15 protein-coding genes and 1 pseudogene are annotated in these 15,858 nt (G+C 46.1%); 13 read left to right on the top strand and 3 right to left on the bottom strand.

Annotated elements, in window-relative coordinates; translation table 11 throughout:
• Window positions 1-11: 11 nt before the first annotated feature.
• The 3 genes from recF to dnaA all read right to left on the bottom strand — a co-directional run bounded on the left by recF (window position 12) and on the right by dnaA (window position 3,671).
• The gene (gene recF / locus B853_RS15310; RefSeq protein ID WP_010444794.1) at window positions 12-1,091 is read right to left on the bottom strand and encodes a DNA replication/repair protein RecF; all 1,080 of its coding nucleotides are present in this window, start codon (window positions 1,089-1,091) and stop codon (window positions 12-14) included.
• A 9-nt stretch (window positions 1,092-1,100) separates the two neighbouring features.
• Window positions 1,101-2,201 (bottom strand): DNA polymerase III subunit beta, encoded by a 1,101-nt coding sequence (dnaN, locus tag B853_RS15305; protein WP_010444792.1) that lies wholly within the window; start codon window positions 2,199-2,201, stop codon window positions 1,101-1,103.
• A 63-nt stretch (window positions 2,202-2,264) separates the two neighbouring features.
• Window positions 2,265-3,671 (bottom strand): chromosomal replication initiator protein DnaA, encoded by a 1,407-nt coding sequence (dnaA, locus tag B853_RS15300; RefSeq protein WP_010444790.1) that lies wholly within the window; start codon window positions 3,669-3,671, stop codon window positions 2,265-2,267.
• Between the two features lie 430 nt (window positions 3,672-4,101).
• Here dnaA and B853_RS15290 point away from each other — a divergent pair, with 430 nt between their 5' ends.
• The 13 genes and pseudogenes from B853_RS15290 to B853_RS15230 all read left to right on the top strand — a co-directional run bounded on the left by B853_RS15290 (window position 4,102) and on the right by B853_RS15230 (window position 15,698).
• Window positions 4,102-4,863, top strand: a complete 762-nt coding sequence (locus B853_RS15290) for an amino acid ABC transporter substrate-binding protein (RefSeq protein ID WP_038885244.1) — start codon at window positions 4,102-4,104, stop codon at window positions 4,861-4,863.
• Window positions 4,864-4,968: 105 nt separating this feature from the next.
• On the top strand, window positions 4,969-5,640 hold the full coding sequence (locus tag B853_RS15285) for an amino acid ABC transporter permease (protein ID WP_038885243.1): 672 nt from the start codon (window positions 4,969-4,971) through the stop codon (window positions 5,638-5,640).
• Window positions 5,637-6,374 (top strand): amino acid ABC transporter ATP-binding protein, encoded by a 738-nt coding sequence (locus tag B853_RS15280; protein ID WP_038885242.1) that lies wholly within the window; start codon window positions 5,637-5,639, stop codon window positions 6,372-6,374. The genes B853_RS15285 and B853_RS15280 overlap by 4 nt, the downstream gene beginning before the upstream one ends.
• A gap of 243 nt (window positions 6,375-6,617) precedes the next feature.
• The gene (gene rpmH / locus B853_RS15275) at window positions 6,618-6,752 is read left to right on the top strand and encodes a 50S ribosomal protein L34 (protein WP_005378825.1); all 135 of its coding nucleotides are present in this window, start codon (window positions 6,618-6,620) and stop codon (window positions 6,750-6,752) included.
• Window positions 6,753-6,798: 46 nt separating this feature from the next.
• Window positions 6,799-7,122, top strand: coding sequence for a ribonuclease P protein component (gene rnpA, locus B853_RS15270; protein WP_009699098.1), 324 nt, complete (start codon window positions 6,799-6,801; stop codon window positions 7,120-7,122).
• Window positions 7,089-7,348: pseudogene (yidD, locus tag B853_RS15265) on the top strand (membrane protein insertion efficiency factor YidD). The gene rnpA and the pseudogene yidD overlap by 34 nt, the downstream one beginning before the upstream one ends.
• A gap of 2 nt (window positions 7,349-7,350) precedes the next feature.
• Complete coding sequence (yidC, locus tag B853_RS15260) at window positions 7,351-8,973, top strand: membrane protein insertase YidC (RefSeq protein WP_038885241.1); 1,623 nt, start codon at window positions 7,351-7,353, stop codon at window positions 8,971-8,973.
• A 132-nt stretch (window positions 8,974-9,105) separates the two neighbouring features.
• Window positions 9,106-10,467, top strand: coding sequence for a tRNA uridine-5-carboxymethylaminomethyl(34) synthesis GTPase MnmE (gene mnmE, locus B853_RS15255; RefSeq protein ID WP_038885239.1), 1,362 nt, complete (start codon window positions 9,106-9,108; stop codon window positions 10,465-10,467).
• 101 nt (window positions 10,468-10,568) lie between these two features.
• Entirely contained in the window at window positions 10,569-11,009 is a 441-nt protein-coding gene (gene mioC / locus B853_RS15250; RefSeq protein WP_038885238.1) for an FMN-binding protein MioC, read from the top strand.
• Window positions 11,010-11,478: 469 nt separating this feature from the next.
• The gene (gene mnmG / locus B853_RS15245; protein ID WP_010444761.1) at window positions 11,479-13,374 is read left to right on the top strand and encodes a tRNA uridine-5-carboxymethylaminomethyl(34) synthesis enzyme MnmG; all 1,896 of its coding nucleotides are present in this window, start codon (window positions 11,479-11,481) and stop codon (window positions 13,372-13,374) included.
• Entirely contained in the window at window positions 13,374-14,009 is a 636-nt protein-coding gene (gene rsmG / locus B853_RS15240; RefSeq protein ID WP_010444760.1) for a 16S rRNA (guanine(527)-N(7))-methyltransferase RsmG, read from the top strand. The genes mnmG and rsmG overlap by 1 nt, the downstream gene beginning before the upstream one ends.
• Before the next feature lie 10 nt (window positions 14,010-14,019).
• On the top strand, window positions 14,020-14,793 hold the full coding sequence (locus tag B853_RS15235) for a ParA family protein (RefSeq protein WP_010444758.1): 774 nt from the start codon (window positions 14,020-14,022) through the stop codon (window positions 14,791-14,793).
• A 23-nt stretch (window positions 14,794-14,816) separates the two neighbouring features.
• On the top strand, window positions 14,817-15,698 hold the full coding sequence (locus B853_RS15230; RefSeq protein ID WP_010444756.1) for a ParB/RepB/Spo0J family partition protein: 882 nt from the start codon (window positions 14,817-14,819) through the stop codon (window positions 15,696-15,698).
• The last annotated feature ends 160 nt before the right edge of the window (window positions 15,699-15,858 follow it).

Genomic DNA, 15,858 nt, shown 5'->3' with positions numbered 1-15,858 from the left:
GTTTCTCTCTTCTAGTTTGACTCTATCCTGCCATGTTCCACATGAAACAATTTGCCCGTATCGTCCAACATATCGGCGATTTGGCTATCAGTGATAGAGCTTACAAATACTTGTGCGCCCGTCTCTTTTAAGCAGTCAGCAAGACGCTTACGACGTTGGCTGTCTAATTCCGACGCAAAGTCGTCAATTAGGTAAATACATTGTTTTCCGGTCATTTCGGTAAGGTGTTGTCCCTGCGCCACGCGCAATGCACACACCATGAGCTTTAATTGACCGCGTGATAGGACGTCCTCAACTGGAGTGCCATTCACTTTAATGCGCAGATCAGCCTTATTCGGCCCACTAAAGGTGTAGCCCAACGACTGATCACGCTCGAAATTTTTCTCTAGTATCTCATGATAGGGCGTGTCTTTGTCCCATCCACGATAATACTTTAATTGGATCTCAAATTCTGGCAAAAATGTCTGACAGATGGTTTCCGCTACGGTTTTCATCTGTTCGATGTAATGTGCTCGCCATTGGCTGATATTTTCTGCCAAACGTGCCATTTCCTGATCCCAGTAACTGAGTTCGCGATAACTTCTGGCAGTTTTAAGTAGAGCATTGCGTTGCTTGTTGAGACGCTTAAAGCGCCCCCATGCATCATAGAAAGCTGGCTCAGTATGAAACACGCCCCAATCAATAAATGCACGACGATGCTTTGGACCATCCGTGAGGAGATCAAACCCTTCCGGGTGTATCAACTGCAAAGGCAAAACTTGTGCAAGTTGCGCCAATTTTTGCCCAGATTGACCGCCTATTTTAACCTCTGTTGAGCCATCACGCTGCTTATTAATGCCAATAGGTAGCTCAAATTGATCCGAGTTCAAAAAACGACCATGAACAAACAGTTCATCGCACTCATTTTGGATAACTCGGCCAGTCAATGAGCTCTTGAAAGAGCGGCCATGTCCGAGCAAATAAATCGCTTCTAGGACGCTGGTTTTGCCGCTGCCATTCGGTCCGATAAGAAAGTTAAAGCCTGCTGATAGGTTAATATCACAGGCTTTAATGTTTCGAAACTGCTGAATGATGAGGCGAGAAAGTGGCATTCAGATGACTTACAGACGGATTGGCATCACCACGTACATGGCACTGTCGTCGTCTGCATTTTCAATCAACGCACTGGCGTTGGCATCTGACATCGATATACGCACATTATCGCAACGTAGGGTGTTAAGTACGTCCAGCACATAACTTACGTTGAAGCCGATCTCAATAGCGTCACCTTCGAAGGTCACGTCTAGCATTTCTTCCGCTTCTTCTTGCTCAGGGTTATTTGCAGTAATACGCATTTCACTGCCGGCAAGATTCACACGAACACCACGGAACTTTTCATTAGAAAGAATCGCTGCACGAGAAAACGCTTGGCGTAATTCATCGCAGCTTGCTTCTAGTGTTTTGGTCGTACTTTGTGGCATTACGCGGCGATAATCAGGGAAACGACCATCAACAAGCTTAGATGTGAAGATAAAGTTATTTACTTCTGCACGTACATTTGAACTGCCAATCTGTAGCACAACAGGTTGTTCTGGCGCGTCCATCAGTTTCACCAACTCTTGTACACCTTTACGTGGCACGATGATTTGCTTCTGTGCAAAGTCGGCACCCAATTGTGTTTGAGACACTGCCATACGGTGACCATCGGTTGCCACGCTGCGTAGCGTCGTACCGTCGATTTCAAACAACATGCCGTTTAGGTAGTAACGAACGTCTTGGTTCGCCATCGAGAATTGCGTTTTTTCAATCAGCGTACGTAGCTCAGACTGAGTCAGTGATACTTCAACTTCGCTTTGCCAATCTTCGATATTTGGAAAATCATTTGCTGGTAGTGTAGCTAAAGAGAAACGGCTACGGCCTGAACGAACTTGTACGCGATCGCCTTCTAGTACGAAGGTAATGATCGCATCGTCTGGTAGGCCACGGCAGATATCGAGAAACTTACGAGAAGGAACGGTAATGCTGCCCGCTTCAAAATCCCCTTCTAGAGTCACTTTGCTCACCAATTCCACTTCCAAATCGGTTGCGGTCATGGATAACACGTTCTCTTCTACTTTGATCAGTAGGTTACCTAAAATTGGCAGGGTTGGTCGGCCACCCAGAGCGCCCGAAACCTGTTGTAGCGGTTTGATTAAATGACTACGTTCAATGGTAAATTTCATGCTTGGCTCTTTACGCTGTCAGCTCAATTAGTGATTTGCTTAGAATACTGCCATTCTAACCGATTACGAGGACAGGGTGCGAATCAAGTTAGAGTAATCTTCCTTAATATCGTGGCTCTCTTCACGCAGCTGCTCAATCTTGCGACAAGCATGTAGCACCGTGGTGTGGTCACGACCACCGAATGCATCACCAATTTCAGGCAAGCTGTGGTTGGTCAGCTCTTTTGCCAACGCCATCGCCAACTGACGAGGACGCGCAACCGATCGAGAGCGACGTTTAGATAGTAGATCCGCCACTTTAATCTTGTAGTATTCAGCGACGGTCTTTTGAATGTTGTCGATCGTCACCAGCTTCTCTTGCAGAGCAAGTAGATCGCGCAGCGCTTCACGAACAAAATCAATCGTAATTGGGCGGCCAGTGAAGTTTGCGTTTGCGATTACGCGGTTCAGTGCACCTTCCAGTTCACGAACGTTAGAGCGTAGACGCTTAGCAATAAAGAACGCTACTTCGTCCGCTAAGTGGATTTGGTGGTCTTCGGCTTTCTTCATCAAGATCGCCACACGAGTTTCTAACTCAGGCGGCTCGATCGCGACGGTTAGACCCCAACCAAAACGTGATTTCAGACGATCTTCTACACCGCTGATCTCTTTTGGATAACGGTCAGATGTTAGGATGATCTGTTGGTTGCCTTCTAGCAATGCGTTGAAGGTATGGAAGAATTCTTCTTGTGAACGCTCTTTATTAGCAAAAAATTGAATGTCATCGATAAGTAGCGCATCAACACTGCGGTAGTAGCGTTTGAACTCTTCAATCGCGTTATTTTGCAGTGCTTTTACCATGTCTTGTACAAAACGCTCAGAGTGCATGTACACCACTTTTGCGTTTGGATTGTTATCCACAATCGCATTACCCACAGCGTGCAAAAGGTGGGTTTTACCCAAACCTGTACCACCATATAAGAACAATGGGTTGTAGGCTGCGCCTGGGTTATCTGACACCTGACGTGCAGCAGCCAAACCCAGTTGGTTTGACTTACCTTCAACGAAGTTATTGAACTTGTGTTTTGGGTTCACATTTGAGCGGTGATTGATGTTCGCGATAGCTTGAGCGTCGTCATCCCACGTTTTGTGTACAGGTTTGCGTGCTTGCAGCTGTGCAGGCGCTGAAGATTCAGCAGCCACATCTGCCGGCGTACGTGTCGGTGCCGGTTTTGGAGCTGCTACAGGGCGACTGCCCACTTCGAAACGCAAGCTAGGGACGTCATTACCGCAGTATTCTTGCAGTAGACGATTAATGCTGTTCAGGTACTTGTCGCGAACCCAATCCAAAACAAAGCGGTTTGGCGCGAACAGAGTGAGAGTATTGTCATTGAGCTCCGCTTGTAACGGACGAACCCACATGCTGAATTCTGTAGCTGGTAGCTCTTCTTGAAGCTGCTGCAAACATTGCAACCAAAGCGAAGATGACACGGTGCCCCCACTGAGTATTTGAATTATCGGAAAAGACTGGCAATTTTACCTGTTGATAACCAAGATCGCCAGCGATTGATCGACGATCCAGTGAATAAGATCCAAGTTATTCACAATTATTTCGCTGGACATAGCAAGATCAACACATCTTGCCCCAAGATTGCCCACACAACGATCCACATTTAGGCAAAATCAACCAGATCCAGCAATTGGTGATAAGTCTGTGAATGAATTTTCCTTCATTGTGCTTTTTTCATTGCCAATCCAGTTCATTTCGATCGTTTTTTCATCATTTATCCCAATTTATCGCCTACTATCTATACCAAATACGATCTTATTACTCTCAGGTCTAGGTTATTGCACTTGGTTATTTATTTAATTGAGCTAACTAACAGTAGTATTTCCAACCATAAAAGTATGGAGATGTATTATGAAACACTGGATTAAGGTTGCCGTTGCAGCCATTGCTTTGTCTGCAGCAACCGTTCAAGCAGCAGTCGACACTGCAGCTACGGAAGTAAAAGTCGGCATGTCAGGTCGCTACTTCCCATTCACCTTTGTTAAGCAAGACAAGCTACAAGGTTTTGAAGTAGATATGTGGGACGAGATCGGTAAGCGCAACGACTACAAGATCGAATACGTCACAGCGAACTTCTCTGGTTTATTCGGCCTACTAGAAACCGGCCGTATTGATACCATCTCTAACCAGATCACCATGACGGAAGCACGCAAAGCCAAATACCTTTTCGCAGACCCTTATGTGGTAGACGGTGCACAAATCACGGTACGTAAAGGCAATGACAGCATTCAAGGTGTAGAAGACCTCGCCGGTAAAACTGTTGCGGTAAACCTAGGCTCCAACTTTGAGCAACTGCTGCGCGATTACGATAAAGACGGCAAAATCAATATTAAGACTTACGATACGGGTATTGAGCACGACGTAGCACTTGGCCGCGCTGATGCATTCATCATGGATCGCTTGTCTGCCCTAGAATTGATTAAGAAAACGGGCCTGCCACTAGAGCTTGCGGGTGAACCGTTTGAAACCATTCAAAACGCTTGGCCTTTCGTAGATAACGAGAAAGGTCGCAAACTACAGGCAGAAGTGAATAAAGCACTTGCAGAGATGCGCGCCGATGGAACAGTAGAGAAGATTTCGGTGAAATGGTTTGGTGCCGACATCACTAAGTAACATTTCTCTTCTTTTAGGACGCTGAGTTTTATCTCGCGTCCTTTTTTAACTTAATGACAAGGTGGAACTTCGTATTCCACCTTTTCTTTTCTCAAGGTAAGTCGTATGGGATTTGATTTTAATTACATGTTGGAACTGCTGCCAATACTGCTCAAGTATCTTGGCACAACCATGGAAATGGCCACATGGGGATTGGTCTTTTCACTGATTTTAGCCATTATTTTAGCTAATATTCGTGTATTTAAGCTGCCTGTTCTCGACCAGTTAAGTCAACTTTACATCAGCTTCTTTCGCGGTACGCCACTTTTAGTTCAGCTGTTCTTGTTGTATTACGGCCTACCACAAATCTTCCCGATCATGGTCGGCATCGATGCCTTCTCTGCTGCGGTAATTGGTTTAACATTACACTTTGCCGCTTACATGGCAGAGAGCATTCGTGCTGCCATCATCGGTATCGATCGCAGTCAAATGGAAGCGAGCTTGTCGGTGGGCATGACAACACCACAAGCGATGCGTCGTATTATCTTGCCACAAGCCACACGAGTCGCATTGCCTTCATTGATGAATTACTTTATCGATATGATTAAGTCGACTTCCCTCGCCTTCACCTTGGGTGTAGCAGAAATCATGGCCAAGGCGCAGATGGAAGCCTCTTCGAGCTTCCGCTTCTTTGAAGCTTTCCTTGCAGTCGCACTGATTTATTGGGGTGTGGTGGTGATTCTGACTCGAGTTCAAATTTGGGCAGAAGCGAAATTGAATAAGGCGTATGTACGATGATCAAATTAGAAAATATTCACAAGCGCTTTGGTGATACTGAAGTTTTAAAAGGCATTGATCTCAACATCAAACAAGGTGAGATCATCGTTATTATCGGTTCAAGTGGTACGGGTAAATCAACACTGCTGCGTACCGTTAACTTCTTAGAGCAAGCGGATCAGGGACGCATCACCATTGATGACATCTCAGTGGATACGCAAAAGCATACTAAAGCAGAAGTATTAGCATTACGTCGCCGGACAGGATTTGTTTTTCAAAACTATGCCCTATTTGCTCATATGACTGCGCGTCAGAACATTGCAGAAGGCCTGATTACCGTACGTGGCTGGAAGAAAGATGACGCACTAAAACGTGCACAAGAAATTCTCGACGACATTGGTCTTGGCGATAAAGGCGAAAGTTATCCAGCGGCGCTGTCTGGAGGTCAACAGCAGCGTGTGGGTATTGGCCGTGCAATGGCCTTACAGCCGGAACTGTTGCTTTTTGATGAGCCAACGTCTGCACTGGATCCTGAGTGGGTTGGAGAAGTTCTCTCATTAATGAAGAAGTTAGCTAACCAACACCAGACAATGCTAGTGGTAACGCATGAGATGCAATTTGCCAAAGAAGTGGCTGACAGAGTGCTCTTTATGGCCGAAGGCAACATTGTTGAACAAGGTTCTCCACAGGATATTTTCGACAATCCACAAGATCCTAGATTGAAAAAATTCCTTAACCAAGTGGGAATAGAGTAAAGATCAAGCATTAGGATCAATCGATCCTTGAGATTTTACTCACACTACGTATAATCGCCCGGCCGGAATTTCATACACATGAGTCATTGACACATTATGTGAGTGTGATTACAATTCCGCCTCTTTGTTGAGAGGCGTCGGTTGTTCTTCTCTATATAAAGAGCTTCTTTATATAAAGAAAGCATATTGCCCACGCCGGGTTTAACAAGAACCTAAAACTACTGATCAGTAAAGGTAATTATCATGAAACGCACTTTTCAACCTACAGTTCTAAAGCGCAAGCGTACTCACGGCTTCCGTGCTCGCATGGCAACTAAGAACGGTCGTAAAGTTATCAACGCACGTCGTGCAAAAGGCCGTGCGCGCCTATCAAAATAATCGCTAGTTTATTTTGAACACGTACGCGTTTAATCGGGAGTTACGCTTGTTAACTCCCGAGCATTATCAAAACGTCTTCCAGCAAGCTCATCGAGCTGGCTCGCCTCATTTCACCATCATTGCTCGCAATAACAAACTTTCTCATCCACGATTAGGTTTAGCTGTTCCGAAAAAGCAAATCAAAACTGCTGTCGGTCGTAACCGTTTTAAGCGTTTGGCTCGTGAAAGCTTTCGTAACAATCAACATCAGCTTCCAAACAAAGATTTTGTTGTGATCGCGAAGAAAAGCGCGCAAGATTTAAGCAATGAGGAATTATTTAAGTTGTTTGATAAGCTATGGCATCGCCTGTCTCGCCCTTCACGTGGATAGCCATTGGGCTCGTTAATCTTTATCGCTGGTTTATCAGCCCTCTGATTGGTCCTCGCTGCCGGTTCACACCAACTTGTTCCACTTACGCACTAGAAGCTTTGAGAGCTCACGGTTTTGTAAAAGGATGTTGGTTATCAGGCAAACGTCTATTAAAATGCCACCCTTTGAATGAAGGGGGGGGTATGACCCCGTTCCACCAGTCCAAAAACAAGACAGAGATAACTAACGATGGATTCTCAACGTAATATCCTGCTCATCGCTCTGGCACTGGTTTCTTTCTTGCTGTTTCAACAGTGGCAAGTCGCAAAGAATCCAGCACCTCAAGCGGTTGAACAGGCTCAATCAAGCAGTACTCTACCTGCACCATCTTTTGCGGATGAGCTAGACCCAGTTCCTGGTCAACAGCAAGCTTCTGCAAAAACTATCACAGTAACGACTGATGTTTTAACTCTGTCGATCGACACCGTTGGTGGCGATGTGGTACATGCCGACCTGAACAAATACTCTGCTGAACTTGATTCATCAGACCCATTCGTTCTGCTAAAAGACACTAAAGGTCACCAGTTCATCGCACAAAGCGGTCTAGTGGGCCCTCAAGGTATCGACCTTAGCAGCACTAACCGTCCTCACTACAATGTAAGCGCAGACAGCTTCACTCTAGCTGACGGTCAAGATGAACTACGCGTTCCAATAACTTTCACTGCGAATGGCATCGAATACATCAAGACTTACGTATTAAAACGTGGCAGCTACGCGCTGAACGTAGAATACGATGTAGTGAACAACTCTGGTAACAACGCAACATTTGGTATGTACGCTCACTTGCGTCAAAATCTAATGGACGCTGGTGGTAGCATCACAATGCCTACTTACCGTGGCGGCGCTTACTCTACAGAAGACGTTCGTTACAAGAAATACAGCTTCGAAGATATGCAGGATCGTAACCTGTCTATCAACCTAGCGGATGGCCAAGGTTGGGCAGCAATGATCCAACACTACTTCGCTGCAGCTTGGATCCCACGCAACGAACCAGGTACTAACCTGTACACTCGCGTGATTGGTAACCTAGGCGACATCGGCGTGCGTATGCCAAACAAAACTATCGCAACGGGCGACCAAGCGAAGTTTGAAGCAACACTATGGGTTGGTCCTAAGCTACAAAACGAAATGGCAGCAGTGGCACCAAACCTAGATCTAGTTGTGGACTACGGCTGGCTATGGTTCATCGCTAAACCACTTCACTCACTGCTTGCTTTCATCCAAAGCTTCGTGGGTAACTGGGGTGTGGCAATCATCTGTTTGACCTTCATCGTTCGTGGTGCAATGTACCCACTAACGAAAGCGCAATACACGTCTATGGCGAAAATGCGTATGCTACAGCCTAAGCTGCAAGCAATGCGTGAGCGCATCGGTGATGACCGTCAGCGCATGAGCCAAGAGATGATGGAACTGTACAAGAAAGAGAAAGTGAACCCACTGGGTGGCTGTCTACCTCTTATCCTACAGATGCCTATCTTCATCGCGCTATACTGGGCACTAATGGAATCGGTTGAGCTTCGTCACTCACCATTCTTCGGTTGGATTCACGACCTTTCAGCACAGGACCCTTACTACATCCTGCCGCTACTGATGGGTGCATCAATGTTCCTAATCCAGAAGATGAGCCCAACAACCGTAACGGATCCAATGCAGCAGAAGATCATGACCTTTATGCCGGTTATGTTTACCTTCTTCTTCTTGTTCTTCCCATCAGGTCTAGTTCTATACTGGTTGGTGTCGAACATCGTTACGCTTATCCAGCAAACTTTGATTTACAAAGCGCTGGAGAAAAAAGGCTTACACACTAAGTAACCTTGATAGAAAAGCATAAGAAAGGCGGCCAAAAGGTCGCCTTTTTGTTTTTGGCTGATTACAATTCAGCTAATTAACTGGTTCTGGCTCCCTAGGTTTCAACGCCTATAGCCCAGCTCAAAAGGCAAGATTATGACTACAGATACGATTGTCGCTCAGGCTACCGCACCCGGTCGTGGTGGTGTCGGCATTATTCGTGTTTCTGGCCCTAAGGCCAATCAAGTGGCGCTAGAAGTCACAGGTAAAACGCTAAAGCCTCGCTACGCAGAGTATCTGCCATTTCAAGCGGAAGATGGCACCGTGCTAGACCAAGGCATTGCACTGTACTTCCCTAACCCACATTCATTTACAGGCGAAGACGTACTTGAACTGCAAGGTCATGGTGGCCCTGTGGTAATGGATATGCTGATTAAGCGTATCTTGGGTATTGATGGCGTGCGTGCCGCGCGTCCTGGTGAGTTCTCTGAACGCGCCTTCCTAAACGATAAGATGGATCTTACTCAAGCAGAAGCGATTGCCGACCTGATTGATGCCAGCTCAGAAGAAGCGGCCAAATCAGCATTGCAATCACTGCAGGGTCAGTTCTCACAACGTATTCAAACGCTGGTGGAATCGCTGATCCATTTGCGTATTTACGTTGAAGCCGCGATTGACTTCCCTGAAGAAGAGATCGACTTTTTGGCCGATGGGAAAGTATCTGGCGACTTACAAGCCATCATTGATAACCTCGATGCGGTACGCAAAGAAGCGAACCAAGGCGCCATTATGCGCGAAGGCATGAAAGTCGTGATTGCTGGTCGCCCCAATGCAGGCAAATCAAGCCTACTGAACGCCCTGTCAGGCAAAGAGTCTGCGATTGTGACCGATATTGCAGGTACCACCCGTGACGTACTACGTGAGCATATCCATATTGATGGAATGCCACTACACATCATCGATACTGCAGGTCTGCGTGACGCTTCAGACGAAGTCGAGAAAATCGGTATCGAGCGCGCATGGGATGAAATCGCCCAAGCTGACCGAGTGCTATTCATGGTGGACGGTACGACAACTGACGCGACGGATCCAAAAGACATCTGGCCAGACTTTGTTGATCGCCTACCTAACAGCATCGGCATGACAGTGATCCGCAACAAAGCGGATCAAACCAGTGAAGAAATGGGGATCTGCCATGTCAACGATCCAACCTTAATTCGCCTCTCTGCAAAAACAGGAGCTGGTGTGGATGCTTTACGTAGCCACTTAAAAGAATGTATGGGCTTCTCAGGTAACACCGAAGGCGGCTTTATGGCTCGTCGTCGTCACTTGGATGCACTAGAACGTGCTGCTCAGCATCTTCAAATCGGTCAAGAGCAACTTGAAGGCTTTATGGCTGGAGAAATCTTGGCAGAAGAGTTACGAATCACTCAACAGCACTTGAATGAGATTACCGGTGAATTCAGCTCGGATGACCTATTAGGCCGAATCTTCTCCTCATTCTGTATCGGTAAATAATCAAAACGCGCGGTGTTAAGCATAAGTTTAACACCGCGTTTCTTTTTGTACTGACGCTAACAGTAATGCTGACGTCAGTATGGCTCAATAAAGGAAGACACATGATCCACATTATTACAGGCAGTACGCTAGGTGGCGCAGAGTACGTGGGTGATCACCTTAGTGATCTACTGAATGAAAACGGTTTTGAAACCACGATCCACAACCAACCTGAATTGGCATCAATCGAGAACCAAGGCACTTGGTTGTTGATTACTTCAACCCACGGTGCGGGCGAATACCCAGATAATATTCAGCCTTTCATTGCTGCATTGCAGAATACGCCACCTAAGATGGCTGATGTGAAGTTTGCGGTGATTGCAATTGGTGACTCAAGCTACGATACCTTCTGCGCAGCAGGTCAGCACGCGTATGACCTACTCGAAGACATCGGTGCTACGCCTATTACAGACTGCTTGAAAATTGATGTGCTTAGCCACGACGTGCCAGAAGATGCAGCTGAAACGTGGTTAAACGAAAACCTGTCTCGATTTTCCGCTTAACTCCCCTCTCTCAGAGTCGAATCACGGCTCTGATTTTCCTCTTTGTGAACAACTCCTAGCAAAACCAATTGTTCAACCGCTCAAAAAACACTCAAACCGTCTGTGGATAAGTCAGGGAAGATCCAGTGATTTTCCTTTAGTTATCCAAATAACAACTTGGATCCAATTTTACCCCTGTGCATAACCCACACTTTTGATCCCAGGTAATCCTCGATCAGATCAAATCATGATCACAAGATATGATCCAAAGAAGATCCATGATCTTGTTGATCATTTTCTAGTTATCCACAGAAACCTGCGATCCTAATAATAGATCCAATAAAAGATCATATATATAGATCTTATATATATAGTCTTGAAGACTAAAATGTGAAAAGCGAGAAAACGATTCTCTCTCACAGATAAAAAAGGTAAAATACCGCTCTTTTTTATCTGTCCATTTAATCCTTTGAATACCTGAGGTCAGTTCATGCTTTATCACGAAAACTTTGACGTCATTGTTGTCGGTGGCGGACACGCAGGAACGGAAGCCGCGCTCGCATCTGCACGCACAGGACAAAAAACCTTACTCCTTACCCATAACATCGATACATTAGGCCAGATGTCTTGTAATCCGGCGATTGGTGGTATCGGTAAAGGTCACTTAGTAAAAGAAGTGGATGCTATGGGCGGTCTGATGGCTGAGGCCATTGACCATGCAGGTATTCAATTCCGAACACTAAATGCCTCTAAAGGTCCAGCGGTTCGAGCAACACGTGCTCAAGCTGACCGTGCATTGTACAAAGCGTATGTACGTAACGCGCTAGAAAACGCACCAAACCTTACTCTGTTCCAACAATCGGTTGATGATCTGATTGTGGACCAAGATCGTGTGGTTGGCGTTGTGACGCAAATGGGTCTGAAATTCCACGCAAAAGCGGTGGTATTAACGGTTGGCACCTTCCTTGGTGGTAAGATCCACATCGGTATGGAAAGCTCTTCTGGCGGTCGCGCTGGGGATCCACCATCGATCGCATTGGCGGATCGACTGCGTGAACTGCCATTTCGTGTCGATCGTCTGAAAACAGGTACACCACCACGTATCGATGCACGTAGTGTGGATTTCTCAGTGTTAGAGGCACAACACGGTGATAACCCAACACCTGTATTCTCATTCATGGGTAAACGTGAGCACCAGCCACGTCAAATCCCATGTTTTATTACACACACCAATGAACAAACTCATGAGGTGATCCGCAACAACCTTGATCGCAGCCCAATGTATGCCGGTGTGATTGAAGGGATTGGCCCACGCTACTGCCCGTCTATCGAAGACAAAGTGATGCGCTTTGCGGACAAGAACAGCCACCAAATCTTCATTGAGCCAGAAGGCCTAACGACGCACGAGCTATACCCGAATGGTATTTCCACTAGCTTGCCATTTGACGTGCAAGTACAAATCGTTCGTTCTATGAAAGGTTTTGAGAACGCACACATTGTTCGTCCTGGTTACGCGATTGAGTACGATTTCTTCGATCCTCGTGATTTGAAGCAAACCTACGAAACTAAATTCATCAGTGGTTTGTTCTTTGCTGGCCAAATTAACGGCACAACTGGTTACGAAGAAGCGGCGGCACAAGGTCTGATGGCTGGTTTGAACGCAAGTTTGCACAGCCAAGGCAAAGAAGGCTGGAGCCCTCGCCGTGATCAAGCGTACATGGGGGTGCTGATTGACGACTTGTCGACCATGGGTACCAAAGAACCGTACCGCATGTTCACGTCTCGTGCCGAATACCGTTTGTTGTTGCGTGAAGACAATGCCGATTTACGTCTGACAGAAAAAGCACGTGAACTTGGTTTGATTGATGATGTGCGTTGGGCACGTTTCAACGAGAAAATCGATAACATGGAGAGTGAGCGTCAACGTCTTAAATCGACGTGGATGAACCCGAACTCAGCTGGTATCGATGAGCTGAATAAGCTACTAAAAACACCAATGGCACGTGAAGCGAGTGGTGAGGATCTTCTGCGTCGTCCGGAGATCTCATACTCGCAACTGACGCAACTTGATGCGTTCGCACCTGCACTAGAAGATCAACAAGCGTCTGAGCAGGTAGAAATTCAAGTGAAGTACGATGGTTACATCAAGCGTCAGCAAGAAGAGATCGAAAAGTCACTACGCCACGAGCATACTAAGTTACCAGCCGATATCGATTACAAAGACGTAAAAGGCCTTTCCAATGAAGTTGTGGCGAAGCTAACGGAAGCAAAACCAGAAAGCATCGGTATTGCATCTCGTATCTCAGGTATTACGCCTGCAGCGATTTCTATTCTGCTAGTGCACCTGAAAAAACATGGCTTGTTGAAAAAAGGTGAGGAAGAGTAATGAGCGCACTACGTACTAGACTGGATGCTCTGATCGCCAAAACCGATTTAGAAGTCTCTGATAAACAACGTGAGCAGTTAGTTGGTTACGTCGAACTGCTCGACAAGTGGAATAAAGCTTACAACCTAACGTCGGTTCGTGATCCTCTTGATATGTTAGTGAAACATATCCTTGATAGCATCATCGTTAGCACTCACTTACCAGGTGAGCGCTTTATTGATGTAGGTACAGGGCCTGGTTTGCCTGGTATTCCATTGGCGATAATGAACCCAGGTAAGACATTTTTCTTACTTGATAGTCTTGGCAAACGCATTCGCTTTATCAAGCAAGTTGTGCATTCGCTGGGACTGAAAAATGTGACGCCAATTCAAAGTCGCGTCGAAGAGTTCCAACCAGAAGAAAAATTTGATGGCGTTTTGAGTCGAGCTTTTGCTTCAATGACGGATATGGTGGAGTGGTGTCATCATCTGCCTAAACAAGATTCTGGGGTGTTTCTTGCGTTGAAAGGACAACACCCTAAAGATGAAATAGATCTGCTTCCTGAATGGTGTTGTGTGACAGAGATCATATCTTTAGCTGTTCCTGAGTTGGAAGGTGATCGTCATCTAGTAATCTTATCGCGCAAGGAAAATTAGCGAGGTAATCGTGGGTAAAATCGTAGCAATCGCCAACCAGAAAGGTGGGGTCGGCAAAACAACAACGTGCATTAACTTAGCAGCTTCGATGGCGGCAACAAAGCGCAAAGTTTTGGTGATCGATCTCGACCCTCAAGGTAATGCTACGATGGCCAGTGGCGTGGATAAGTACATGGTAGACGCAACGGCGTATGATCTTCTGGTTGAAGATACGCCGTTTGATCAAGTTGTGTGTACGCAGACCACTGGAAAATACGATCTGATTGCGGCGAACGGTGACGTGACCGCTGCGGAAATCAAATTGATGGAAGTATTCGCTCGTGAAGTGCGTTTGAAAAATGCCCTTGCGTCAGTTCGCGATAACTATGATTTCATCTTTATTGATTGTCCTCCTTCTCTAAACCTTCTTACAATCAACGCTATGGCCGCAGCAGATTCTGTGCTGGTGCCGATGCAATGTGAATACTTTGCGTTAGAAGGTTTAACTGCTCTTATGGATACAATCAGCAAGTTAGCGGCCGTGGTCAATGAGAACCTCAAAATTGAGGGCTTACTACGTACTATGTACGATCCACGTAACCGCCTGTCTAATGAAGTATCCGATCAACTGAAAAAGCACTTTGGTAGTAAAGTTTACCGTACTGTAATCCCACGTAATGTGCGTTTGGCCGAAGCGCCGAGCCACGGTAAACCAGCCATGTACTACGACAAGTACTCTGCTGGCGCCAAAGCGTATCTTGCTCTAGCAGGCGAAATGCTTCGCCGCGAAGAAGTCCCAGTTTAACACTAACCTAAGGAATTCATCCCATGTCTAAGCGTGGTCTTGGAAAAGGACTGGATGCGTTATTGTCGACCAGTTCGTTAGCGCGTGAGAAACAGCACATTGCATCTCAAAGTCAGGCTCTATCAGCGGATGGAGAACTGGCAGATTTAGCGATAGGCCAGTTACAGCCGGGTGTATACCAACCGCGTAAAGATATGGCTCCTGAGGCGTTAGAGGAGCTGGCAGCTTCGATTCAGTCACAAGGTATCATTCAACCTATCGTGGTGCGTCAAGTGGCGAGCGGTCAGTTCGAGATCATTGCTGGTGAACGTCGTTGGCGTGCGGCCAAGCAAGCCGGACTGAAGCGCGTGCCTTGTTTGGTGAAAAAGGTTGAAGACCGTGCTGCAATTGCGATGGCGTTGATTGAAAACATTCAGCGTGAAGATTTGAATGTGATTGAAGAAGCTCAAGCACTTGAGCGTTTGCAGGATGAGTTTACTCTCACCCATCAGCAAGTAGCCGATGTGATTGGTAAATCAAGAACCACAGTAAGTAACCTATTACGTCTTAATCAGCTAGAAATTGATGTAAAAGGTTTGGTTGCAGACAAAAAATTAGAAATGGGGCATGCTCGTGCGTTGTTGGCTCTAGAAGGCGAGCAACAAGTCGAAGTCGCAGAGCAGGTCGCAAAGAAACAAATGACCGTTCGTCAGACCGAACAGTTAGTAAAAAAGTGCTTAGCGCCACAAAATGAGCAAAAAGCTCAACAAGAAGATACCGAAGCAGAGCAAATGTCGCATAAATTGAGTCGACTGCTTGATGCTAAAGTTTCTTTAGTCCGTTCAGCGAATGGCAAAGCAAAAGTGACGATAAGTATTGATGAGCCTCACAAATTGGAGCAACTAATTGCCAAGCTTGAGGCCTAGATGAGATAATTGATTTAGGTCAATTAATCAAAATAATCGAATTTTGTGTGAAAGTTGTCGGTTTGTAAACAAAACTGTAAGTTTTTGCTGCAATTTAATTGCATTCAGTTGGACTGACCGTATAATTTTCGCCAATTTCCCTGCACAGAGAGTTTAGTGC

Origin of the sequence: Vibrio rotiferianus CAIM 577 = LMG 21460 (assembly GCF_002741985.1) — a bacterium.
In the GTDB taxonomy this organism is placed as follows: Bacteria; Pseudomonadota; Gammaproteobacteria; order Enterobacterales; family Vibrionaceae; genus Vibrio; species Vibrio rotiferianus.
The sequence above is the reverse complement of the archived record's forward strand: the minus strand, read 5'-3'. Positions and strand labels throughout refer to the sequence as shown.